Annotated in this window: 18 protein-coding genes; 11 read left to right on the forward strand and 7 right to left on the reverse strand. The window is 58.9% G+C overall.

Features of this window, described 5'->3' with window-relative positions; all coding sequences use genetic code 11:
* Positions 1-231, reverse strand: coding sequence for a DUF2798 domain-containing protein (locus AC2FID_RS10415; RefSeq protein WP_282170127.1), 231 nt, complete (start codon positions 229-231; stop codon positions 1-3).
* A gap of 79 nt (positions 232-310) precedes the next feature.
* Positions 311-1,060, reverse strand: coding sequence for a hydroxypyruvate isomerase family protein (locus tag AC2FID_RS10420; protein WP_282170128.1), 750 nt, complete (start codon positions 1,058-1,060; stop codon positions 311-313).
* A 175-nt stretch (positions 1,061-1,235) separates the two neighbouring features.
* Here AC2FID_RS10420 and AC2FID_RS10425 point away from each other — a divergent pair, with 175 nt between their 5' ends.
* Positions 1,236-2,180, forward strand: a complete 945-nt coding sequence (locus AC2FID_RS10425) for a DMT family transporter (protein ID WP_496836705.1) — start codon at positions 1,236-1,238, stop codon at positions 2,178-2,180.
* Here the strand turns inward: AC2FID_RS10425 and AC2FID_RS10430 are convergent.
* The gene (locus tag AC2FID_RS10430; RefSeq protein ID WP_282170130.1) at positions 2,177-2,755 is read right to left on the reverse strand and encodes a DUF1285 domain-containing protein; all 579 of its coding nucleotides are present in this window, start codon (positions 2,753-2,755) and stop codon (positions 2,177-2,179) included. The genes AC2FID_RS10425 and AC2FID_RS10430 overlap by 4 nt on opposite strands.
* A gap of 64 nt (positions 2,756-2,819) precedes the next feature.
* On the opposite strand from AC2FID_RS10430, the gene AC2FID_RS10435 reads away from it, so the two are divergent.
* The 4 genes from AC2FID_RS10435 to AC2FID_RS10450 are packed head-to-tail and all read left to right on the forward strand — an operon-like array spanning position 2,820 to position 9,494.
* The gene (locus AC2FID_RS10435; protein WP_058272869.1) at positions 2,820-3,827 is read left to right on the forward strand and encodes an AAA family ATPase; all 1,008 of its coding nucleotides are present in this window, start codon (positions 2,820-2,822) and stop codon (positions 3,825-3,827) included.
* The gene (locus tag AC2FID_RS10440; protein WP_282152230.1) at positions 3,824-4,699 is read left to right on the forward strand and encodes a DUF58 domain-containing protein; all 876 of its coding nucleotides are present in this window, start codon (positions 3,824-3,826) and stop codon (positions 4,697-4,699) included. The genes AC2FID_RS10435 and AC2FID_RS10440 overlap by 4 nt, the downstream gene beginning before the upstream one ends.
* A complete protein-coding gene (locus AC2FID_RS10445) occupies positions 4,696-7,458 on the forward strand; it encodes a DUF4159 domain-containing protein (RefSeq protein ID WP_496836708.1) in 2,763 nt (920 codons plus the stop codon). The genes AC2FID_RS10440 and AC2FID_RS10445 overlap by 4 nt, the downstream gene beginning before the upstream one ends.
* The gene (locus AC2FID_RS10450; RefSeq protein ID WP_496836710.1) at positions 7,455-9,494 is read left to right on the forward strand and encodes a hypothetical protein; all 2,040 of its coding nucleotides are present in this window, start codon (positions 7,455-7,457) and stop codon (positions 9,492-9,494) included. The genes AC2FID_RS10445 and AC2FID_RS10450 overlap by 4 nt, the downstream gene beginning before the upstream one ends.
* A gap of 4 nt (positions 9,495-9,498) precedes the next feature.
* On the opposite strand, the gene AC2FID_RS10455 is transcribed toward AC2FID_RS10450, so the two are convergent.
* On the reverse strand, positions 9,499-10,344 hold the full coding sequence (locus AC2FID_RS10455) for a 2-keto-4-pentenoate hydratase (RefSeq protein ID WP_496836712.1): 846 nt from the start codon (positions 10,342-10,344) through the stop codon (positions 9,499-9,501).
* 115 nt (positions 10,345-10,459) lie between these two features.
* Here AC2FID_RS10455 and AC2FID_RS10460 point away from each other — a divergent pair, with 115 nt between their 5' ends.
* A complete protein-coding gene (locus AC2FID_RS10460) occupies positions 10,460-12,676 on the forward strand; it encodes a response regulator (protein ID WP_496836714.1) in 2,217 nt (738 codons plus the stop codon).
* Between the two features lie 9 nt (positions 12,677-12,685).
* Complete coding sequence (locus tag AC2FID_RS10465) at positions 12,686-13,147, forward strand: VOC family protein (RefSeq protein ID WP_282119644.1); 462 nt, start codon at positions 12,686-12,688, stop codon at positions 13,145-13,147.
* Here AC2FID_RS10465 and yaaA read toward each other — a convergent pair.
* The 3 genes from yaaA to AC2FID_RS10480 form a co-directional block, all read right to left on the reverse strand.
* Positions 13,138-13,908 (reverse strand): peroxide stress protein YaaA, encoded by a 771-nt coding sequence (yaaA, locus tag AC2FID_RS10470; RefSeq protein WP_496755400.1) that lies wholly within the window; start codon positions 13,906-13,908, stop codon positions 13,138-13,140. The two genes, AC2FID_RS10465 and yaaA, sit on opposite strands and share 10 nt — an antisense overlap.
* 35 nt (positions 13,909-13,943) lie before the next feature.
* On the reverse strand, positions 13,944-15,983 hold the full coding sequence (gene recQ, locus AC2FID_RS10475) for a DNA helicase RecQ (RefSeq protein ID WP_496836716.1): 2,040 nt from the start codon (positions 15,981-15,983) through the stop codon (positions 13,944-13,946).
* A gap of 86 nt (positions 15,984-16,069) precedes the next feature.
* On the reverse strand, positions 16,070-16,360 hold the full coding sequence (locus tag AC2FID_RS10480) for a YggT family protein (RefSeq protein ID WP_108860000.1): 291 nt from the start codon (positions 16,358-16,360) through the stop codon (positions 16,070-16,072).
* A 132-nt stretch (positions 16,361-16,492) separates the two neighbouring features.
* Between AC2FID_RS10480 and AC2FID_RS10485 the strand changes: the two genes are divergently transcribed.
* The 4 genes from AC2FID_RS10485 to AC2FID_RS10500 all read left to right on the forward strand — a co-directional run bounded on the left by AC2FID_RS10485 (position 16,493) and on the right by AC2FID_RS10500 (position 20,313).
* Positions 16,493-17,860 carry an MFS transporter gene (locus AC2FID_RS10485; protein ID WP_496836718.1) on the forward strand — a complete coding sequence of 456 codons (1,368 nt, stop codon included), beginning with the start codon at positions 16,493-16,495 and terminating at the stop codon, positions 17,858-17,860.
* Positions 17,857-18,720 (forward strand): penicillin-insensitive murein endopeptidase, encoded by an 864-nt coding sequence (gene mepA / locus AC2FID_RS10490; protein ID WP_496836719.1) that lies wholly within the window; start codon positions 17,857-17,859, stop codon positions 18,718-18,720. Before AC2FID_RS10485 ends, mepA begins: the two co-directional genes overlap by 4 nt.
* Positions 18,693-19,577, forward strand: a complete 885-nt coding sequence (locus AC2FID_RS10495; protein WP_496836721.1) for an esterase-like activity of phytase family protein — start codon at positions 18,693-18,695, stop codon at positions 19,575-19,577. Before mepA ends, AC2FID_RS10495 begins: the two co-directional genes overlap by 28 nt.
* Positions 19,578-19,668: 91 nt before the next feature.
* Positions 19,669-20,313, forward strand: a complete 645-nt coding sequence (locus AC2FID_RS10500; protein WP_058279096.1) for a queuosine precursor transporter — start codon at positions 19,669-19,671, stop codon at positions 20,311-20,313.
* Positions 20,314-20,459: the final 146 nt, after the last annotated feature.

Genomic DNA, 20,459 nt, shown 5'->3' on the forward strand with positions numbered 1-20,459 from the left:
TCAGCCCTGCGGTCTGACCCAGCCCTCGACCATACGTTTTACTGTTGGTCCAAGGGTCAGGATGACGGCGAAGGCGATGGGCCAGCAAAAAGCCCAGGAACTCATCCAGTCACCAAATGTGGACGGTCCGAAACCGACAGCTTTGACCGTGGCGATGCCAGTGACGATACAGGACATGAGGCCGGACATGATCAGTCCGAATACAGCGTGGGCCAAGCGGGCAGGGATCATTTCGGGCATCCTTAAAGTCGCGATGCCCCGGTTTTAGATATTTTCGCCCTGATTGCCAGACGGAATAGGGTATCTGGCGTCACATCCAGCCCAGTGAATGCACGGTTCTGGATGTTGACGGTGTGTATTCGGCGCTAACCCAACCGGAATATCCCGACGCCGTCATAGCGTTAAAAAGCTGAGCGAAATCCGTCGGACCGTGTCCCGGTTCAGAGCGGTCCGGGGCTGCTCCGACCTGGGCATGCACGACCCGTGGATGAAACTGTTCCCAAACCTGCAGCGCATCTCCGTGGATCATATGCGCGTGAAAGCTGTCATATTGCAGGCCGACATTCGGGCGATCCACACGATCCAGGATGTCAGCAGCCAGGTTGTAATCGTTGAGGAAGTAATCGGGCTGAGACACGGGGTTGAGCGGTTCAATCGTGAATTGTTGTTGTGGTGCAAGGTCGGCCGCCCATTGCAGGTTGTGCACCATGCATTCAAACGCGTCCGGTCCCGAGGAATAGCCTGACATGATGTGGATCAGCCCCGGGCGCAGAACCTGAGCATAGCGCAAAACGCGGCGGATATCCGACTGGAACCGGTCTTCACCACCGGGAACAGCGGCATAACCGGGATCGCCGCCGGTGTAATTGGGTGGGGGCGCATTGATCAGCACCAGATTCAATCCGTTGGCCAGCAACGCGCGGTGTGTCTCTTTGGCAGCCAGTTCGTAGGGGAACAGAATTTCAACCGCCTTGAACCCAGCCTTTGCTGCGGCCTGAAACCGGTCCAGGTAGGGAAGCTCGGCAAAGAGCAGAGAGATATTGGCGGCGAATTTTGGCATCGGAGGCCTTTGGTTAGCTGGTGCGCTGACCTTATCCGCGAGGCGATTTTAACAAAAGAGACTGAAAACGACAGTATGTCGAAATTCGACCAGATCCGGCTGACTGAATCAGCGAGGGTCCGGGCAACGCGGCGAATCATTTCAGAACGCCGTACCAACAAAAGGTTCGAACATAATGGCGATGAGCCCAGGCCCCGCGCGCGGGAACGCCCTTTCCGCGCCTGCCGGGCAAAATTCGGCCTTGTCCGGCAACGGCTTGGCAGTGGCGTCCATGCTGACGTGGGCGGCTGGGTTTCCGGCGGCCGAGGTGCTGTTGCAGACATGGCCGCCAGTTGCGCTGTTGGTTGCGCGCATGGCCATGGCTGTTGCGTTTCTACTCCCGATTTGGGTCATGATAGATGGCCCGGAACGGGTTCTACGTGCCCGTTGGGGACATGCGTTTGTCGTCGGCGGGTTTGGTATCGGTCTGGGGATGTTTCTGCTGATCGTGGCGCAAAAACTGACTGACCCGGTCACAACGGCCATCATTGCCTCATGCGCGCCATTGATTGCGACATTGCTGGAACTTGCGTCTGGTACTCGGCGACTCAAGTGGAATTTTGCTGTTGGGGTTCTAATCTCGGTAGTGGGCGGATTGATCGCCACCAGCGCGGTAGCCCCGGCACAGTTGGGTTTGGGCGCGGCCTGTGCCGTTGCAGCGACAGCCCTGTTTTGCTGGGGTAGCCAGGCAACCTCGCGAGATTTCCCCGAATTAAGCCAGACCGGGCGCGCAGCGGTCACATTTGTTGGCGGGTTCTTCATGGCAACCATCCTGATGGCCGGCGCACATCATCTGGGCATGGATATCGTGCCGTCCATTTCTATCGACACGCGTCAAATTGGGATGCTGGCGATCTATTCGCTGATTTCCATGGCGCTCAGCCAGATCCTGTTTGTCGCATCGATTGGCCAACTGGGCGTCGCGCTTACGTCCTTTCACATCAATGTCGCCCCCTTCTACGTGATGCTGATCATGCTGGTGCTGGGCGAAGAGTGGAACTGGACCCGAGCGCTGGGCGCAGGGGTCGTGGCAATGGCTGTTGTTCTGGCACAGGATCGTCGGGTCGCAAAACCGGCCTAGTCGGTCAGGCTGTCCGACCGGACAAGCGGGAAAAACTGCCCACTGGACCAGACGCCAAACCAGCCATCTTTGTGCGTTGCGATGTCCACAAGACGATAAAAGCTTTTGCGATCTATGCGCGCCTCAAGATTTGCGCGAACCAATACGTAAGGTGACGGCTCGTCTGTTTCGGGATCGATGACAATCCGGATCGGGTGATCAGGACCAGCTATCGCGGTATCACCAACACGGGTCGTAAATGTCAGTACTTGGGCCTGACCCTCGCCTGCCGCGTCAAAATCCACGGCCACAAAGGGCGCATCCTCGACAGTGATTCCCACCTTTTCCACCGGGGTCACAAGGTAGTATTTCTCGTCTTCTTTCTTAAGAATTGAGGAAAAAAGCTTCACAAGCTCGAACCGGTTGATCGGCGACCCTAAATAAGTCCAAGACCCATCTTTTGCGATATGGATGTCCAGATCGCCGCAAAACGGAGGATTCCACAGGTGAACAGGGGGTAAACCCCTGGTTTTGGCCGCTTTGACCGAGGCCGCCAGCCCATCCGGAGAGGGGGTCACAGGTTTTTGTCCGCTCATTGCTTTTGCCATTTCCTTTTCGCGCGATACACTTCAACCATAATAGTCCACGGAAGGGAAAGTCATGACCGAACCTGCCGACCTCGTGTCCGAGATCGAAGCGCTGGAAATTAAACTGCAAGAGGCCAAGGCCTCGATCACCCGTCGCTTTATCGGACAGGAAAGGGTCGTGGACCTGACGCTGACCGCGCTGTTGTGCGGTGGGCACGCCCTGCTGATCGGCCTGCCTGGGCTTGGCAAGACGCGGCTGGTTGAAACGCTGTCGACCGTGATGGGTCTGCACGGTAACCGCATCCAGTTCACACCCGACCTGATGCCCGCCGATATTCTGGGGTCCGAGGTTCTGGACACAGCCGAGGATGGCAGCCGCCACTTTCGCTTTATTTCCGGTCCGATCTTCTGTCAGCTGCTGATGGCGGACGAAATCAACCGGGCCAGCCCCCGGACTCAGTCAGCGCTGTTGCAGGCGATGCAGGAACGCACTGTGACTGTGGCTGGCGAAGACCGCGATCTGGGTGAACCATTCCATGTATTGGCGACGCAAAACCCGATCGAGCAAGAGGGTACTTATCCACTGCCCGAGGCGCAGCTGGACCGTTTCTTGGTTCGAATTGACGTGGATTATCCCGATCGCCAGACCGAGCGCGATATTCTTCTGGCCACGACTGGCGTGGAAGAGGACGAAGCGCACGAGATTTTCAGCAAGGAAGAGCTGTTGGCCGCTCAGACCCTGTTGCGCCGTATGCCGGTCGGGGACTCTGTTGTGGAACTGATCCTCGATCTTGTCCGCGCCTTCCGCCCCGAAGAGGCGGGTGTTTCCGAACGGGTGGCTGAAACCGTCGCCTGGGGCCCCGGTCCCCGTGCGGCGCAGGCACTCATGATGACGGTGCGCGCCCGGGCGATGCTGCAGGGGCGTTTGGCCCCAAATTCCGAGGATGTGCTGGACATGGCGCGTCCGGTGCTCAGCCACCGGATGGCGTTGAACTTTGCGGCGCGGGCGCGCGGTGACAGTTTGGCTGACCTGATCGACTCTACCGCCGCCGGTCTTGTCCGCACCGAGGCTGCGGCGTGAATGCGGCGCTGACCCTTCGAGAAAGATCTGAGGCCGAGGCGTCCCGGCTGCCGCCTTTGTTGGCACGAGCTGAGCAATTGGCCGGAACCGTTCTGCTTGGTGACCACGGCCGCCGCCGCTCGGGGCTTGGTGATGACTTCTGGCAATATCGCCCTGCTCAGATCGGTGACAGCCGCCGGATGATCGACCATCGACGCTCTGCCCGGGGGGATCAGCAATTCGTGCGCGAACGCGAGTGGCAGATTGCGCAATCGGTGATGCTTTGGGTCGATCAGGGCGCGTCGATGCGGTTTTCGTCTGACAAGAACCTGTCCACTAAGGCCGACCGCGCCCGCCTGCTGGGGCTGGCAACCGCGATCCTGCTAGTACGCGGGGGTGAGCGCGTCGGCCTGACCGGCACGACCCTGCCGCCACGGCGCGGCAACGCTCAGATCATCCGACTGGCCGAAGCGTGGTCCGAAGACGCCGAAAACGATTATGCGCCACCAGAACACCGCGCCATGATCCCGCATGCCCGCGCTGTTTTCATTTCCGATTTCCTTGGTCCACTGGATGAGGTTGAACTGGCCCTCACCAAAGCCGCCGACCGTGGGGTGCGAGGCTTAGTTCTGCAGGTTCTCGATCCCGGAGAAGAGACCTTTCCCTACCGGGGGCGCACGATCTTTGAAAGCGTCGGCGGGTCCGTTCGCCATGAAACCCTCAAGGCCGGAGATCTGCGCGAGCGGTATCTGGAACGGCTTGCCAAGCGCAAGGATGCGCTGACCCGGCTGTGCCGCGCGACAGGGTGGCAACTTGGGCTGCATCACACCGATGACAGTGCGCAAGCGGCTCTGTTGTGGCTCTATCGTGCGCTGGATGGGGGTACGGGATGACGGTTCTGGCGGGCATTGGCTTTACCGCACCGTGGGTGTTGATGGGTCTTTTGACCCTGCCGATCCTGTGGCTGATCTTGCGCGCCGTGCCACCCGCGCCGATCCGCCGGTTGTTCCCGGCCGTGACGCTACTGCTGGGGTTAAGGGATGACGAAAGCGTTTCTGACCGCACCCCATGGTGGCTGCTGTTGCTGCGCATGCTGGCGGCGGCGGCGATTATCATTGGATTGGCCGGACCGGTCCTGAACCCCTCGCGCGATCAGGCAGGCTCGGGTCCGTTGCTGCTGGTGCTGGATGCCAGCTGGGCCGGGGCGACCCGCTGGTCAACGACGCTGGATCAGATCAATGTGCAGCTGACCGAGGTCGGGCGCGCGGGTCGCACCGTGGCTATCCTGCGCCTGACCGAACCTGAAGCCCCCGTTTTCCAAGCCGCCGAAGCATGGCGCGGCCGTTTACCCGGGCTGACCCCGACACCGTGGCAACCGACCCGGGCGCAAGTCGATATGGCGCTGGCTGCCCTGGCTCAGGTGGACGGAGGGTTTGACACCCATTGGTTCAGCGACCGCCTGACCTACGAGGGGCACGAGGCGATTTTGGCTGCCCTGCGCGCGCGCGGTGATGTGACAGTCTATCAGGCCCCGTCGCCTGCGGTTGCGATTCTGCCTGCTACATATCAGGACGGGGTTATTCAATTGTCCGCGCAACGGGCGGAACCCGGTCCAGCAGATCGCATCACGATACTGGCTCAGGGGCGTGACCCCGCCGGTGCAATGCGTGTTCTGCAATCGGCCGAGATGGAGTTTGCCAGCGGTGAGACACAGACGCAGGTAGAACTGTCGCTGCCTTCAGAACTGCGCGCGCGCATCACCCGGTTTGAGATTCAGGGTGAGCGTTCGGCAGGGGCCGTCACGCTGACCGATGACAGCTTGCGGCGACGCGAAGTCGCCCTGATTGCCGGATCGCTGAACCGCGAAGGGTTAGAGCTGTTGTCGCCGTTGCATTACCTGACGCAAGTGCTGACCCCAACGGCGGACTTCGTCGATGGCGGATTGCTGGAAGTCCTGCCCGCCAATCCCGATGTGATCGTGCTGGCCGATGTGGCGAAACTGGCAGGGTCTGAACAAGCGGCTCTGGTCGAATGGGTGGAACAGGGCGGTTTGCTGCTGCGCTTTGCCGGTCCGCGGATGGCGGCCAGCGATCTTGGCCGGGATGCCGAGGACACCCTTTTGCCGGTGCGCCTGCGCAGCGGCGGACGCTCGGTCGGTGGCGCGATGAGCTGGGGCGAAGCCAAAGGGCTGGCACCTTTCCCGGAGAACTCGCCCTTCTACGGACTTCAGGTGCCGGAAGATGTCACAGTGACCACGCAAGTCATGGCGCAACCAGACCCTAATTTGGCGGACCGGGTGATTGCCTCACTTTCGGATGGTACGCCGTTGGTGACCCGCAAAGCGTTGGGTTTGGGGCAGGTGGTACTGTTCCATGTCACGGCGGATGCGGAATGGTCCAGCCTTCCCTTGTCTGGGCTTTTTGTTGAAATGCTGGACCGGCTGGCGGTGTCGTCAGCGGCGAAATTACGGCAGGAGTCACAGTTGCAAGGCACCACGTGGGAACCGATTCAGGTTATGGATGGCTTTGGTGTTCTGTCTGATGCCGGAAATCTACCGGGCGTCGATGGTGTTGAGCTTGTGACCGGTCAGATCGGTCCCGATTTGCGACCCGGCCTTTACGAAAGCGGCAAACAGAAATTGGCACGCAATGTTCTGACCGATGAAACGGTTCTCAGCCCAGTTGTCTGGCCGTCGGATGTTCCGATCAAGGGCCAGGAGGTCAGCACCGAAACACCCATTGGGGGCATCCTGCTGAGCCTTGCATTGTTGTTACTGACGATCGACGTCATCGCCTCGCTGGCGTTGTCCGGTCGCCTGGGTCTGGCCAGGGCGGCCGCTGTCGCACTGGGGGCGATTTTGCTGGTGCCCGAAGTACAGGCGCAAACGCCCGAAAGTACAGATTTCGCGTTGAGCGCCACACAGGAATTGGTTCTGGCGCATGTTCTGACGGGTAATCAGCAGGTTGACGATATTGCGGCTGCAGGAATGCGGGGATTGGCTCAGACGTTGTTTTTCCGAACCTCGGTAGAACCTGCTGAACCCATAGGCGTGGATCTGGAACGGGACGAGTTGGCGTTTTTCCCGCTGCTTTATTGGCCGATCTCACCCGATCAGCCGCAGCCGTCGGCTGAGGCTTATGTCAAGCTCAACGCTTACCTGCGCTCGGGCGGAATGATCCTGTTCGACACGCGCGACGCGGATGTAGCCCGCTTCGGGGCCGCCAGCCCGAATGGGCGCAAGCTGCAACAGATCGCGGCTCCGCTGAATATCCCTTCGTTAGAGCCTGTTCCGCGTGATCATGTCCTGACCCGTGCCTTCTACCTTTTGCAGGATTTCCCAGGTCGCTACGCCGGCACCGAAGTGTGGGTCGAGTCGGCACCCATGGATGCTGAGCAGATCGAAGGCATGCCCTTCCGCAACCTCAATGATAACGTGACGCCGGTGGTGATCGGCGGCAATGACTGGGGTGCGGCCTGGGCCATTGATCGCAACGGTCAGGCACTGCTGCCGGTCGGCCGCGGGTATGCGGGTGAGCGGCAGCGTGAGCTTGCAAACCGCTTTGGTGTCAATCTGGTGATGCATGTGCTGACCGGGAACTACAAATCAGATCAGGTGCACGTGCCTGCCTTGCTGGACAGGTTGGGACAATGACAGGAACCGTCATCTTCGATCCGCTGATCCCTTGGCCCATTCTCGCCATCGTAGTGGCGATTGCTGTCGCTGGGGTTGTTCTGGCCCTGTGGCGCGGTCTGTCTGGCTGGGCTTTGCGCGGTTTGGCGGCGCTGGTTGTGATCGCTGCGCTGTCAGGTCCGGTCTATCAGGTCGAGGATCGCGCGCCGCTGACCGATATCGTTCTGATGATCGAGGATGAAAGCGCCAGTCAGACCCTTTCGGACCGGGCGGATCAGACTGCACAGGCCACAAAGGAATTGGCGGCCGCGATTGAATCCCGTGACAATACGGAACTGCGCCGCATTCGCGTAGGCGACGGAGACGGGGACGAAGGCACCCAAGTTATGGCGGCCCTGAACGAAGCGTTGGCCGAAGAACCACGCGCGCGGATCGCGGGCATTTTGTTGGTGTCGGACGGCATCGTGCATGATGCCGATCAGGCCCCCGACCTGCCCGCGCCCATGCATCTTTTGCAGACAGGGCGCAAAACGGATTGGGATCGCCGTCTGATCGTCCGCAATGCACCTGCCTTTGCCATTATTGATGAACCCGTTACCTTGACCTTAAGGGTTGAGGATAGCGGTGCAGCACCCACTGGGGCCTCGACCGCGCCGCTCGAAATTTCGGTCGATGGGGCCGAAGCCGAACAATTCACGATTCCCATTGGTGTTGATGTTGAGCTGCCGGTCACGCTGCCCCATGGCGGGCGCAATGTGATTCAGTTCACTGTGCCAGAGGCCGAGGGCGAACTGACCGACCGTAACAACACCGCCCTGATCCAGATGAACGGCGTCCGCGACCGGCTGCGCGTGTTGCTGGTGTCCGGAGAGCCGCATCCGGGCGGGCGAACATGGCGCAACCTGCTAAAATCTGACAGTTCTGTGGATCTGGTGCATTTCACCATTCTGCGTCCCCCTGAAAAGCAGGACGGGGTGCCAGTGGACGAGCTTTCGCTGATCGCTTTCCCGACGCGCGAGCTGTTTCTGGAAAAGATCAACGATTTCGACCTGATCATTTTTGACCGCTACAAGCGGCGCGGCATCTTGCCAGCGATCTATCTGGACAATGTCACCAACTATATCAACGAAGGCGGTGCCGTTCTTGTTGCTGCCGGACCGGATTTTGCCAGCGCCGACAGTATCTTCCGCTCACCCCTGGCACCGATCTTGCCTGCGCAACCTACCGCGCGGGTGATCGAGGAACGCTATGTGCCGATGGTCACCGACCTGGGGCATCGCCATCCGGTTACGACTGACCTTGGCGACTCGGATAACTGGGGTGCTTGGCTGCGCCAGATCGACGTCAATCACCGCACGGGTGAGGTGTTGATGACGGGCGTGGATGACCGGCCCCTGTTGGTGCTCAACCGTGTTGGCGAAGGGCGCGTGGCGCTGCTGGCCTCGGACCATGCCTGGTTGTGGAGCCGGGGATTCGAAGGCGGCGGACCGCAGCTGGAATTACTGCGCAGGTTGGCGCATTGGATGATGAAAGAGCCGGAGCTTGAGGAAGAGGCTCTGTGGGCTGAGGCCAATGGTCAGGTGATGCGCATCATCCGTCAAACGCTGGGGGATGAGGTCGGGCCGGTAACCATAACTCGTCCGAACGGCGAAACGGTCGAGATTACCCTCGATGAGGTCTCTCCAGGGCGGTTCGAAGCACAGTATTTCGGGCCGGAAATTGGCCTCTACCGCCTGCAGGAAGGGGAACAATCCACCGTCATCGGGCTGGGCCCTGCTGCCCCCAAGGAATTCGAACGCACGATCGCAACGGCCGAGGTACTGGAACCTGTGACGGCAGAATTGCGCGGCGGTACGGTACGTTTGGAGGAGGGTTTGCCGTCGATCCGCAACGTACGTGCCGGGCGTCCCGCATCAGGGCGCGGATGGATCGGTCTGACCCCGCGCAACGCCTATGAAACACGTGACGTGACGCAGGCCGGGCTATTGCCACCTTGGCTTGTATTGCTGCTGGCGGGCGGGTTCCTTTTGGCGGGCTGGCTGCGCGAGGGGCGGTGACAGGTCAGTCAAACACCACGCTGACCGTGGGATTGCCGGGCAAGCCGTCGTAGGACACTGATGCCCCGCCTTTACCCTTTACAGGCGGGAATAACGGCCCGAATGATCCGACGGAAATCAAGTCCCCCGGTTGAAATTCAATCCCTTTGGACATCAGCCAAAGGGCGGCATTGGCCGGATGCCCCAGTACCGCTGTGCCCGGTACCTGCGCCAGAATCTCGTCATCTGCGGCACGGAGGGTGACAGTCATATCAGCCAAGGCCTGCACCATATCTGCCGGATCGGACACAGGGATTTCTACACCCAAAACGCCCAGTTTCGGAGCAACGCTAATTGCTGTCAGTGTGACCGGGGTGATCGGTTCACCCTCGGCAAAGGTCAGGTCAGGTAGTTCGATAAACGGGCGGATGGCTGAGACGCCTTGCAGCACCTCCTCTGGCGATGTGGCCTGATTGATATCCGCGTCGCCCACAACCAGCACCAGATCGGCCTCAAACACCGGTCGCGCACCCCAGTCTGATGGAACGGTCGCGCCGTCATCCAGCATCATGTCGCGGAACAAAACGCCCTGCACCGGTTCCGACGCGCCAAACCTTTCTTGTGCCGGCGCGCTGGTCAGACCGGCCTTGTAGCCGATGACCGGCCCTAAATGTGGCTCTAATGCGTACACTATTCGCGCTTGCGTACACAGTGCATCGTTCATTGTGCCATCAGGCGAAAGGGCAGATGTAGGCGTAGCTGAGAGGTAATCCGCGACGAACCGATCGATCTGACCATCCGTTGCGCAGCCCGCCGCCACAGGATGAGCAAATACGCCACAGGCCAACAACGCGCCGAAGAAACACCGCATATCACACCTCCGTTTTGGCAAGAGTGGCATGAGGTTCGATCATTGGGCAACGGCTTAAACAGTTCTTCACTCTCTGCCCGGATGCTGGACGCAGATTGTCCCGGAAACACCAAAGATGAGTCTTGCAGGAAAACTGTCACAGGAACGGCGCGCACGTCTGGCGGCCGAGCGGTTGTTGGAAATGAAACAGGCAGAGCTGTCGGCTGCAAACCGCAAACTGGGCCTGCATGCGATGGCATTGACCAAGCGGATCGGTGAAACCCAGGCCGAGGTTGAAACGGTTCGGGGTGAGAATGAAAAGGTCAAATCCGATCTGACGGTCGCCAACGCCAAAATCGAGGTGGCCGAGCGTCGCCTGTGGCATTCAATCCAAACCATTCAGGATGGATTCGCGTTCTTTGACGAGGAAAGTCGCCTGATTGGGGCAAACGCGGCTTACTTAAGCGTCTTTGACGGGCTGGAAGAGGTTGCGCCGGGTGTGACCTATCCGAGGATTTTGGAGATCCTGACGACCGAGGGGCTGATTGATCTTGGGTCCGAGCCGACGCCCGGCTGGCGCGATAGAATGCTGCAGAGATGGGCGATGCCGCACCCCCAGCCCGAGGTTATCCGGCTGTGGAACGGCCATTATATCAAGCTGATCGACCAGCGCGGTCATGGTGGCGATGTGGTGAGCCTGGCCCTAAACATCTCCGCATCCGTGCGGCATGAGGCCGAATTGACCGCTGCTCGTGAACGGGCCGAGGCAGCAAACCGCGCCAAATCGGCCTTTCTGGCCAATATGAGCCATGAAATTCGAACCCCGATGAACGGTATCGTGGGCATGACCGAATTGCTGACCGAAACACCTTTGGATGAAGAACAACGGCTGTATTTGAACACCATCCGCAATTCGGGCGAAGCGCTTTTGGTGATTATCAACGACGTCCTGGACTATTCCAAGATCGAGGCGGACAAGCTGACCCTGCACCCGGAACAGTTCGACTTTGAACGCTGCATTCTTGAAGTCGCGATGCTGCTGCAACCCAGCGTGCGCGATAAAGGTCTGACGCTATTGGTGGATTACGATCTGTTCCTGCCCACATTGTTTGTCGGCGATCCGGGGCGGGTCCGGCAGGTTTTGACCAATCTCGTCGGCAATGCAGTCAAGTTCACGTCCGAGGGCCATGTCCTGATCCGTGTCACCGGTGTGCCGAACCCGGATACCCAATCCTGCGGCGTGCATGTTGCAATCGAAGATACCGGCATCGGCATCGACGAAGACAAGATCGGGCACATTTTTGGTGAATTCAATCAGGTCGAAGACGAACGGAACAGGGCCTTTGAGGGGACCGGTCTGGGCCTTGCCATTACCAAGCGACTGATCACATTGATGGGCGGCGCTATCTGGGTGGATAGCGAGCCGGGGCAGGGGTCCTGCTTTGGCTTTCGTGTCTCACTGCCGACCGCTGAAGGCCCGCAACCTGCCCCGCCCGATCTTGACGGGCGCCTGCGCCATGTGATGATCGTCGAGGATTTGGCCGCCAACTGCGCGATCCTGTCCAAACAGCTAGGGCGGCTGGGGGTTCAGGGCACCGTTTGCACGTCGGGGCGAGAGGCGCTGACGGCGCTGGACGACAGTGTGGACCTTCTGCTGTGCGATCATGACCTGCCCGACATGGACGGGCTTGAGCTGGCTGTCCTGCTGAAAGACAGGGGGTGGGGCGCTCTGCCGATTGTCGTGATGTCGGCCAATCCCGGTGTCATTCACGCCCACCCCGCGCGCCACCTGATCGAAGGCGTTCTACAAAAGCCGATCCCCAGGGCTGAGCTATACGCGCGCCTGAAAGCGCTTGGCCACCCACAGGGCGTTGAGTCGCTTTCGGAGACCGCACCGATCAATCAGGCACCTAACCAACCCGCATGTGAAGGAACGCAGCGTATCATGCGTGTTCTGGCGGCCGAAGATAACCGGACCAATCAACTGATCCTTAAGAAGATGGTCAAAGATCTGAACATCGACCTGCGCTTTGCCGGCAACGGGATCGAAGCGGTGCAGGCGTATCAGGAGTTTGACCCAGACCTTATCTTTATGGATATCTCGATGCCTAAAATGGACGGCAAACAGGCCACAGCCGAAATCCGGCGCCGTGAGATTGAGACTGGCCGCCATGTTCCTATTGTCGCCCTTACGGCTCATGCGATGGCTGGTGACGATCAGGGAATCTTATCTGCCGGGCTGGATCACTACCTGACCAAACCGCTGCAAAAGCAGACGATTCACCATATGGTTCTGACCCATAGGCCGGATGATTGTTGCCCGGTTGTTGCAGAGGAAATCCGGGCTGACTAGATTGAACCCATGTCTGAAGATCGTGGATTTCAGCCCCGCGCGCTGGGTGAGATTGCCATCCGCTGTGTGGATATGGCCGCCATGGTCGCGTTTTATGAAAACGTGATCGGGTTAAAGCGTCTTAGCGGTGACCACAACAGCGCGATCACTTTTTTCCAAATCGCGCCCGGATATGGTGGCCATACGCAGGTTCTGGCCCTGTTTCACCACACTGCCGCCCCGCGACCAGGGTTGCACCCGACCGGGTCGCAAAACCCGGTGACGGGTGGCGCGTCATCCCTTCATCATATCGCATTGTCGCTGCCATTTGACGAACAAGATGCGGTAATGCGGTGGTATGACCACCTTGGCCAGCCCTACCGCGTCGAGCAGTTCGGATGGATCGGCTGGCGCGGCATCTTCACCGAAGACCCCGAAGGCAATACGGTCGAACTGGTCGCTTATGACCCATCTATGTTGGATCAGGCCTGATAGGGGCGCACGAAGACTGGTTTGTTTTCTTCTGACAAATCGGGGCGGTATTCATAACCACCTGAGTCAAAGTCCAGCAGTCCTTTGGGGGCGTCCAGCCTGTGCTGAATGACATACCGTGCCATCGCACCGCGCGCTTTTTTGGCAAAAAAGCTCACGATCTTAGGCGTGCCTGCTTTGTCTTCCATGAAAACAGGGGTGATAACGCGCAGCTTCAGTGCTTTTAGGTCTACTGCGCCGAAATATTCCTGGCTGGCGCAGTTCACCAGGACTTCTGATCCAACCTCAGCACCTTGCGCATTAAGCGCTTTGCTCAGTTGATCGCGCCAGTACTCATACAGGTTCTTTCCGCGGCGGGTTTTAAGCTTGCTGCCCATCTCAAGCCGATAGGCCTGAATGGAATCCAGCGGGCGCAGCACACCGTAAAGACCGGACAGAATGCGAAGATGATCCTGCGCCCAGGCCATCTCCTCGGCATCCAGCGACGCAGCTTCGAGCCCCTGATAGGTGTCGCCCGCAAAGGCCAGCGCGGCGGGGCGTGTCACATCCTCCTCGGGCGCGTCTGAGAATGCGCGATACCGGTCGCGGTTCAGGCGCGCGAGATCATCGCTTAGATCCATCAGTTTTTTCAGATCACCCAACGTCAGATTGCGGGCGGTTTTCGACAGGCGAATGGCATCGTCCTGAAAGTCTGGCTGCGTGACTTCGACATCCCGTTCTGCCCAGTCCAGCCGCTTGGCCGGGGAAATAACTACCAGCATATCCGCTCTCTTTCCTTGCCTGTTCTGGGCCGTATCTAGTCCGTCTGTCGCAGCACGTCCAGAAAGGCCGCTCCAAACCTTTCGTGACGGCGGTCACCCAGAACATGTTCGATCGCGCGCGGGTCACCTGACCGCAACTGTGCGACCTTGGCCAGTTGCGAGGCCGAGCAAGTTAGCGGCTTGTCGATCCCCTCCGGACCGCGTGACAGCTGCGACTGCACTTCAAGCAACTGATCATAGATATCGCCCTGATCGCGGCCAGCCAATTTGCGGCGCGCGGGATGAACGGCTTCAACCTCACCGGTGACGACTTCAAGAAACGTGTCACCATAACGTTCCAGCTTTTTCGCGCCGACCCCGCCAATTCGGGCCATATCGTCCAGCGACAGGGGGCGTTTCTCAGCCATTTCGATTAGCGTGCGGTCAGGGAAGATGACATAGGCCGGTACCCGCGCGGCTTCGGCCAAAGCGCGCCGTTTGGCTTTCAAGGCCGATAGCAGCGGCGCGTCTTCTTCGGACACCATCATTTTGACCGCCGGGCGGCGTCCGGCCTTGCGCAATGTGTCCTTGCGCAGGTTTATCCGGGCCTCACCCTTCAGGATGGGCTTGGCAGCCTCGGTCATTTGCAGTGCGCCGTGGCGTTCGGGGTCCGGGCGGACCAGATCATACCCCATCATCTGCCGGAAGATGGCCTGCCATTGGGGCCGCGACCACTCTTTGCCGATCCCATAGGTCGACAGTTGGTCATGGCGCCGGGCGCGGATCTTGTCGGTTTCATTGCCCAGCAGGATGTCGATCAGGTGGCCGGCGCCGAACCATTCCTCGGTGCGCAGGATTGCAGACAAGGCCATGCGGACGGGCGTGGTCCCATCGAACACTTCGGGCGGGGTGTCACACAGATCGCACTTGCCGCAAGGTTCTGCCTGTTCTCCGAAGTAGCCCAACAGAGTCTGACGGCGGCATACCAATGCTTCGGCCAGACCCAATAGAGAATTCAGGCGTGCATGGTCGGCCATGCGACGTTCTGGCGGGGCCAACCCTTCGTCGATTTGCGAGCGGCGCAGGCGAATATCGTCGGGGCCAAACAGGGTCAGCGTTTCGGCAGGGCCACCGTCACGGCCGGCACGGCCGATTTCCTGATAATAGGCCTCGATGGATTTGGGCAGGTCGGCATGGGCGACCCATCGAATGTCGGGCTTGTCGATGCCCATGCCAAAAGCCACGGTGGCAACCACGATCAACCCGTCTTCGCGGGCAAAGCGGGTTTCGACGATACGGCGATCCTCGGCCTCCATTCCGCCATGATAGTGGCAGGCAGAGTGACCTTCCGCGCGTAAGGCTTGCGCGAGCACCTCGGTTTTGTTGCGCGTGCCGCAATAGACGATGCCAGATTGCCCTTTTCGGGCACTGGCAAAGTCGAGGATCTGTTTGCGGGGGCCATCCTTGGCCCCAAAGGCAAGGTGGATATTGGGTCGGTCGAACCCGCGCAGAAACTTGTTGGGGGGCGTGCCGTCGAACAGTTTTTCGACAATCTCGTCCTGCGTTTCGGCATCCGCGGTGGCGGTGAAGGCGGCCAAAGGAACGCCCAACGCGCGCCGCAGCTCACCGATCCGCAGGTAATCGGGGCGGAAATCATGGCCCCACTGGCTGACGCAATGGGCTTCATCCACGGCAATCAGACTGACGTTGATCCGGCGCAGCATCCCCAGCGCCGACCCTGCCGCCAGACGTTCGGGGGCCATGTAAAGCAGCTTGAGCCGCCCGTCCTCCAGCGCTTCCCACACGGCATCTGTTTCTTCGGGCGTGTTGCCCGAGGTCAGAGCACCTGCTTCAACGCCGGCCTCTTGCAGCCCGCGAACCTGATCGCGCATCAGGGCGATCAGCGGGGAAATCACCACCGTCACGCCGTCCCGCATTAACGCAGGTAGTTGAAAACAAAGGGATTTACCGCCACCCGTCGGCATGATCGCCAGCACGTTTTCACCTGCGGTCACGGCATCGACGATCTCTTCCTGCCCGGGGCGGAAGTCATCGAATCCAAAGACATCTCGCAGCATCGGTGCGGCGTCGAACATGTGCGGGGTTGCCCTGTTTTAAGGTTTATCTGCTCTTAAGACAGGACAATCACATACTAAGATTCGGTGAACAAGAGGGATCAGCCTCAGCTCAGGGCCAGAAAGAGTTCCGGCAGGACGTAGCTTCGCAGTGAAATGATGATGATCAACACGACCAGAGGCGTCAGATCGATGCCGCCAAGATCGGGCAGCACTTTGCGAATAGGGCGATAAATCGGCTCCAGAATCCGATTCAACCCGTACCAAATCTGGGCAACGAATTGCTGGTGAAGGTTCAGAACCTGAAAGTTGATCAGCCAGCTCATTATGACCTGAATCAAGACGAACCAATAGGCGATGCTCAATACCAAGTCGATCGGGCCGAAAATTGCCATCATATTCGTATTCTCCAAGTCACGTTTCGCGAGAGGTAGTGGCTAGCGCGGCAAAGAGCAAGTGTGCGCTAACAGAACCCTTGCGAAATAGGCCAAAGACCCGTCTTATGAAAACAACGATAAACAGGGGCAGTTATGGCAGAAATTTCCAAGCGCAAGCGCATTTGGGGTTGGTGGTTTTTCGACTGGGCCAGTCAACCGTATCACACCTTGCTGGTTACATTTGTCTTTGGTCCCTACTTTGCCGGGGTGGCGGCAGAGTATTATCTGACGTCCGGTCTGGATGCCGATGCGGCCGATGCGCGGGCGCAGACGGTGTGGGCGAATTGCATGACCATCATTGGTCTGATCATCGCTTTTGGCGCGCCGTTGATGGGGGCCATGGCCGATGTTTCGGGTCGCCGAATGCCATGGATTTTCGCGTTTTCGGTGATGTATGCGGTTGGCTCTGCCGCGCTTTGGTACACGATGCCCGACGGGTCGAATATGTGGCTGATGCTGTCGGCCTTTGGTCTGGGCTTTGTTGGCGCGGAATACGCTCTGATCTTCATCAATTCGCAGCTGCCCGATTTGGGGGACGAAAATGAGGTTGGTGAGATTTCGGGGTCGGGATTTGCCTTTGGCTATTTTGGTGGGCTGATCTCACTTGCGATCATGCTGGCGCTGTTCGTCGAGCAGGCCAACGGCAAGACCCTGATCGGGATGGATCCGCTGTTTGGGCTGGATGCCTCAATGCAGCAGGGCACACGTTTCGTGGGGCCATTCACGGCGGTTTGGTTCGTTCTGTTCATGATCCCCTACTTCCTTTGGGTCCGGGATGATGCGCCGACCGACAAAAAAGGCAATGTGGGCGACGCCCTGCGCCTGTTGGCCAAGTCGATTTCCAATCTGCGTCATCGGGTCAGCCTGGCCACCTACCTTGGATCATCCATGTTCTACCGCGACGCGCTGAACGGGCTTTACACCTTTGGCGGTGTTTATGCGCGACTGGTGCTGGAATGGGACCTGATCAAGATCGGCGTCTTTGGTATCGTCAGCGTTCTGGCTGCGGCTGCGTTTTCGTGGGTCGGCGGTAAGTTGGACAAGAAATACGGCCCTAAACCGGTGATTTTGGTGGCCATCTGGGTGCTGATCTTTGTGTGCATCACCATCGTGTCGATGGACCGTACACAGATCTTTGGCATGTCTATACCCGAAGGGTCCGGCCTGCCTGATCTGGTGTTCTTTGGCTGCGGGGTTCTGATCGGCGGAATGGGCGGTATTCTGCAATCCGCCAGCCGTTCGATGATGGTGCGTCACACCGACCCCAAAGCCCCGGTCGAGAGCTTTGGGCTTTATGGTTTGTCGGGTCGTGCCACGGCCTTTGCCGCCCCCTTGCTGATCGGAATAGCCACAACTGTAACCGGCAGTGCAAGACTAGGGGTGTCACCCATCGTTCTGTTGTTTATTCTGGGGCTAATACTGATGCGCTGGGTGAAACCGGAAGGGGATCAGAGCAGATGATTTTATTACGTTTTTTGACGATACTAGCCGCGATTGTTCTGACGAACGCTGCTACGGCGCAGCCTCTGGCAAAGCAGTTGTTCGGGGCGCAGAAAGCAAGTTCGCAGCAAAAATCCGCAGCCTTCGGCAGTTATTCGCGTGGGTGCGCTGCAGGGTCGGTGCAATTGCCCGAAACGGGACCGACATGGCAGGCGATGCGGCTGTCGCGCAATCGAAATTGGGGGCATCCTGAGGCGATTGATTATGTGCAGGACCTCAGCAGGTTTGCGGCAAAGCAGCCCGGGTGGAACGGGCTATATGTCGGCGATATCAGCCAGCCGCGCGGTGGGCCGATGACATCCGGGCACCGCAGCCATCAACTGGGTCTGGACATCGATATCTGGATGCTGCCCGGCGACAACATGCGCTTAAGCCGCAAAGCACGTGAGAATATATCGTCGATTTCGCTGCGCCGGTCGAATGGCGCGTTTGTCAACGGCAACTGGACGAAACAACACCATGCCGTGCTGCGCCAGGCCGCAAAGGACAAGCGAGTTGCGCGAATTTTCGTCTTTCCCGGTGCCAAGGCGGAAATGTGCAAAAACGAGAAGGGCAATCGTGCCTATTTACGCAAGATCAGGCCCTGGTGGGGACATCATTATCATTTCCATGTCCGTCTGAAATGCCCACGCGGCTCTAAAGGTTGCGTTAATCAGGATCCTCCGCCAAAAGGGGATGGCTGTGCCGAGGCGCAACAATGGGTGAATAATATCCTTAACCCACCCCCACCCGACCCAAATGCCCCAGCGCCCAAGAAACGGCGTGAATTTCGATTGGCCGATCTTCCTCAGCAATGCACACAAGTTCTGCAATCCAACTGATCGTCGCGGTATTACTGGCCGGAGCGGCTTGGGCAGTTGATCTCAAGACACCCAACCACCTTGGTAGTTTTACATGGCGTCACACGGCCGAGTGGTTTGGCGGGATTTCTGCCATCCACATCTCGGATGATGGCCGCCATTTGATTGGAATGACCGATCGTTCGACACTGATTACTGGACGGGTCGAGCGTAATGATGACGAAATTTCTGACATTCAGATCACTGAAAATTGGCCTCTCATTTCCAGCAGAGGACGCCCTCTGACAGGTGGGGCCGGGGATTCTGAAGGCATAGCCATTGCCCCCGATGGCGCCCTGTTCGTCTCGTTCGAAGGTATCCACCGCGTGGTTTATTACCCCGCGCCAGGGAACAAAGCGCAGGTTCTGCCGCGGCCCAAGGCGTTCGACGGCTTTGAGGTCAACGGCTCGCTCGAGGCGTTGGCTATTGATCAGCGCGGCCACATTTTCACAATGCCCGAGGAAAACCGAACAGCGACGGGTGATATCCCTGTCTATCGGTGGGATGGTCAGGCGTGGTCGACGCCTTTCGTTTTGCCGCAACGGGGGGACTTTCTGCCAGTTGCAGCAGATTTCGGACCGGATGGCAGGCTTTACGTTTTGGAACGGGATGTTGGTTGGATCGGGTTCCGTTCGCGTCTGCGGCGATGGGAGTTGGACGGTGACACCCCAAGCGCCGAAGAGGTTCTTTTCCAAACTGGGACCGGTGCACATGACAACCTCGAGGGTTTGTCTGTCTGGCGCGACGACGAGGGCCGTTTGCGGGCCACTATGGTGTCAGATGATAATTTTCTGGCGCTTCAGCGTACTGAACTGGTCGAGTATGCTCTGCCCGATTGACACGTCCAAAGCAAAGGTCTAGAAGCGCGGCTTGCCTTGGGACGGTCCCTTGGCCAAGTCGCCGCTACCTTGTCAAAACGGGCATCTGAAAATGCAACGCGCTTATATACCCGGCATTATTGCCATGGCTGCCATTGTTGTGGCCTCGAATTTTCTGGTTCAGTTCCTGATCTTTGACGGGCTGCTTACCTGGGGTGCTTTCACCTATCCGCTGGCCTTTCTGGTCACCGACATCATGAACCGCGTCTATGGCGTGGCGACCGCCCGCAAAGTCGTGTTTGCCGGGTTTATCACCGGTATCATCTGCTCGCTGATCGGCAGCCAGATCATGCTGCAAGGTGACGGTTTCACTTATGCCGCTGTGCCGCTGCGAATCGCCGTTGCGTCCGGGACCGCTTTCCTGCTCGCGCAGCTTACGGACGTGACCGTGTTCAACTCATTGCGTGGCGGCCGTTGGTGGCGCGCGCCGCTGGTCTCGACCCTGATCGGATCGGCGTTGGACACCACTTTGTTCTTCACCATCGCATTCTCGGCTTCGATTACTCTCTTTGGTGCCGACGCCGACGCCGCAATCAGCTGGGCGTGGGAGCCTGTACCCTTCATGCTGACCGGTCCGATGGCGCCCCTGTGGGTAACGCTGGCCTTTGCGGATTGGCTGGTGAAATTGTCGCTGGCGATGATCGCGCTGATCCCGTTCAAGGTGATCGTGGCGCGACTGACCGCTCAGCCGGCGTAAAAAAAACGTTTTGAGTTTCGTGCAACTCGTGGCACGATTCCAGTAACCGAAACAGTTTGAAAGGAGGTGATCCAATGTCGAGAAAGGGATTGGAGAGAGGTGTTGGAACAACCGGGGGGATCGCCTGTTAAGGCAGCCCTTGGCGG

This window comes from Ruegeria sp. CDSC068, assembly GCF_059610545.1.

Coding starts and splice junctions, on each gene's coding strand:
- AC2FID_RS10415 (WP_282170127.1), bottom strand. CDS start 231: ATGATCCCTGCCCGCTTGGCCCACGCTGTATTCGGACTGATCATGTCC.
- AC2FID_RS10420 (WP_282170128.1), bottom strand. CDS start 1,060: ATGCCAAAATTCGCCGCCAATATCTCTCTGCTCTTTGCCGAGCTTCCC.
- AC2FID_RS10425 (WP_496836705.1), top strand. CDS start 1,236: ATGGCGATGAGCCCAGGCCCCGCGCGCGGGAACGCCCTTTCCGCGCCT.
- AC2FID_RS10430 (WP_282170130.1), bottom strand. CDS start 2,755: ATGAGCGGACAAAAACCTGTGACCCCCTCTCCGGATGGGCTGGCGGCC.
- AC2FID_RS10435 (WP_058272869.1), top strand. CDS start 2,820: ATGACCGAACCTGCCGACCTCGTGTCCGAGATCGAAGCGCTGGAAATT.
- AC2FID_RS10445 (WP_496836708.1), top strand. CDS start 4,696: ATGACGGTTCTGGCGGGCATTGGCTTTACCGCACCGTGGGTGTTGATG.
- AC2FID_RS10450 (WP_496836710.1), top strand. CDS start 7,455: ATGACAGGAACCGTCATCTTCGATCCGCTGATCCCTTGGCCCATTCTC.
- AC2FID_RS10455 (WP_496836712.1), bottom strand. CDS start 10,344: ATGCGGTGTTTCTTCGGCGCGTTGTTGGCCTGTGGCGTATTTGCTCAT.
- AC2FID_RS10460 (WP_496836714.1), top strand. CDS start 10,460: ATGAGTCTTGCAGGAAAACTGTCACAGGAACGGCGCGCACGTCTGGCG.
- AC2FID_RS10465 (WP_282119644.1), top strand. CDS start 12,686: ATGTCTGAAGATCGTGGATTTCAGCCCCGCGCGCTGGGTGAGATTGCC.
- yaaA (WP_496755400.1), bottom strand. CDS start 13,908: ATGCTGGTAGTTATTTCCCCGGCCAAGCGGCTGGACTGGGCAGAACGG.
- recQ (WP_496836716.1), bottom strand. CDS start 15,983: ATGTTCGACGCCGCACCGATGCTGCGAGATGTCTTTGGATTCGATGAC.
- AC2FID_RS10480 (WP_108860000.1), bottom strand. CDS start 16,360: ATGATGGCAATTTTCGGCCCGATCGACTTGGTATTGAGCATCGCCTAT.
- AC2FID_RS10485 (WP_496836718.1), top strand. CDS start 16,493: ATGGCAGAAATTTCCAAGCGCAAGCGCATTTGGGGTTGGTGGTTTTTC.
- mepA (WP_496836719.1), top strand. CDS start 17,857: ATGATTTTATTACGTTTTTTGACGATACTAGCCGCGATTGTTCTGACG.
- AC2FID_RS10495 (WP_496836721.1), top strand. CDS start 18,693: ATGCACACAAGTTCTGCAATCCAACTGATCGTCGCGGTATTACTGGCC.
- AC2FID_RS10500 (WP_058279096.1), top strand. CDS start 19,669: ATGCAACGCGCTTATATACCCGGCATTATTGCCATGGCTGCCATTGTT.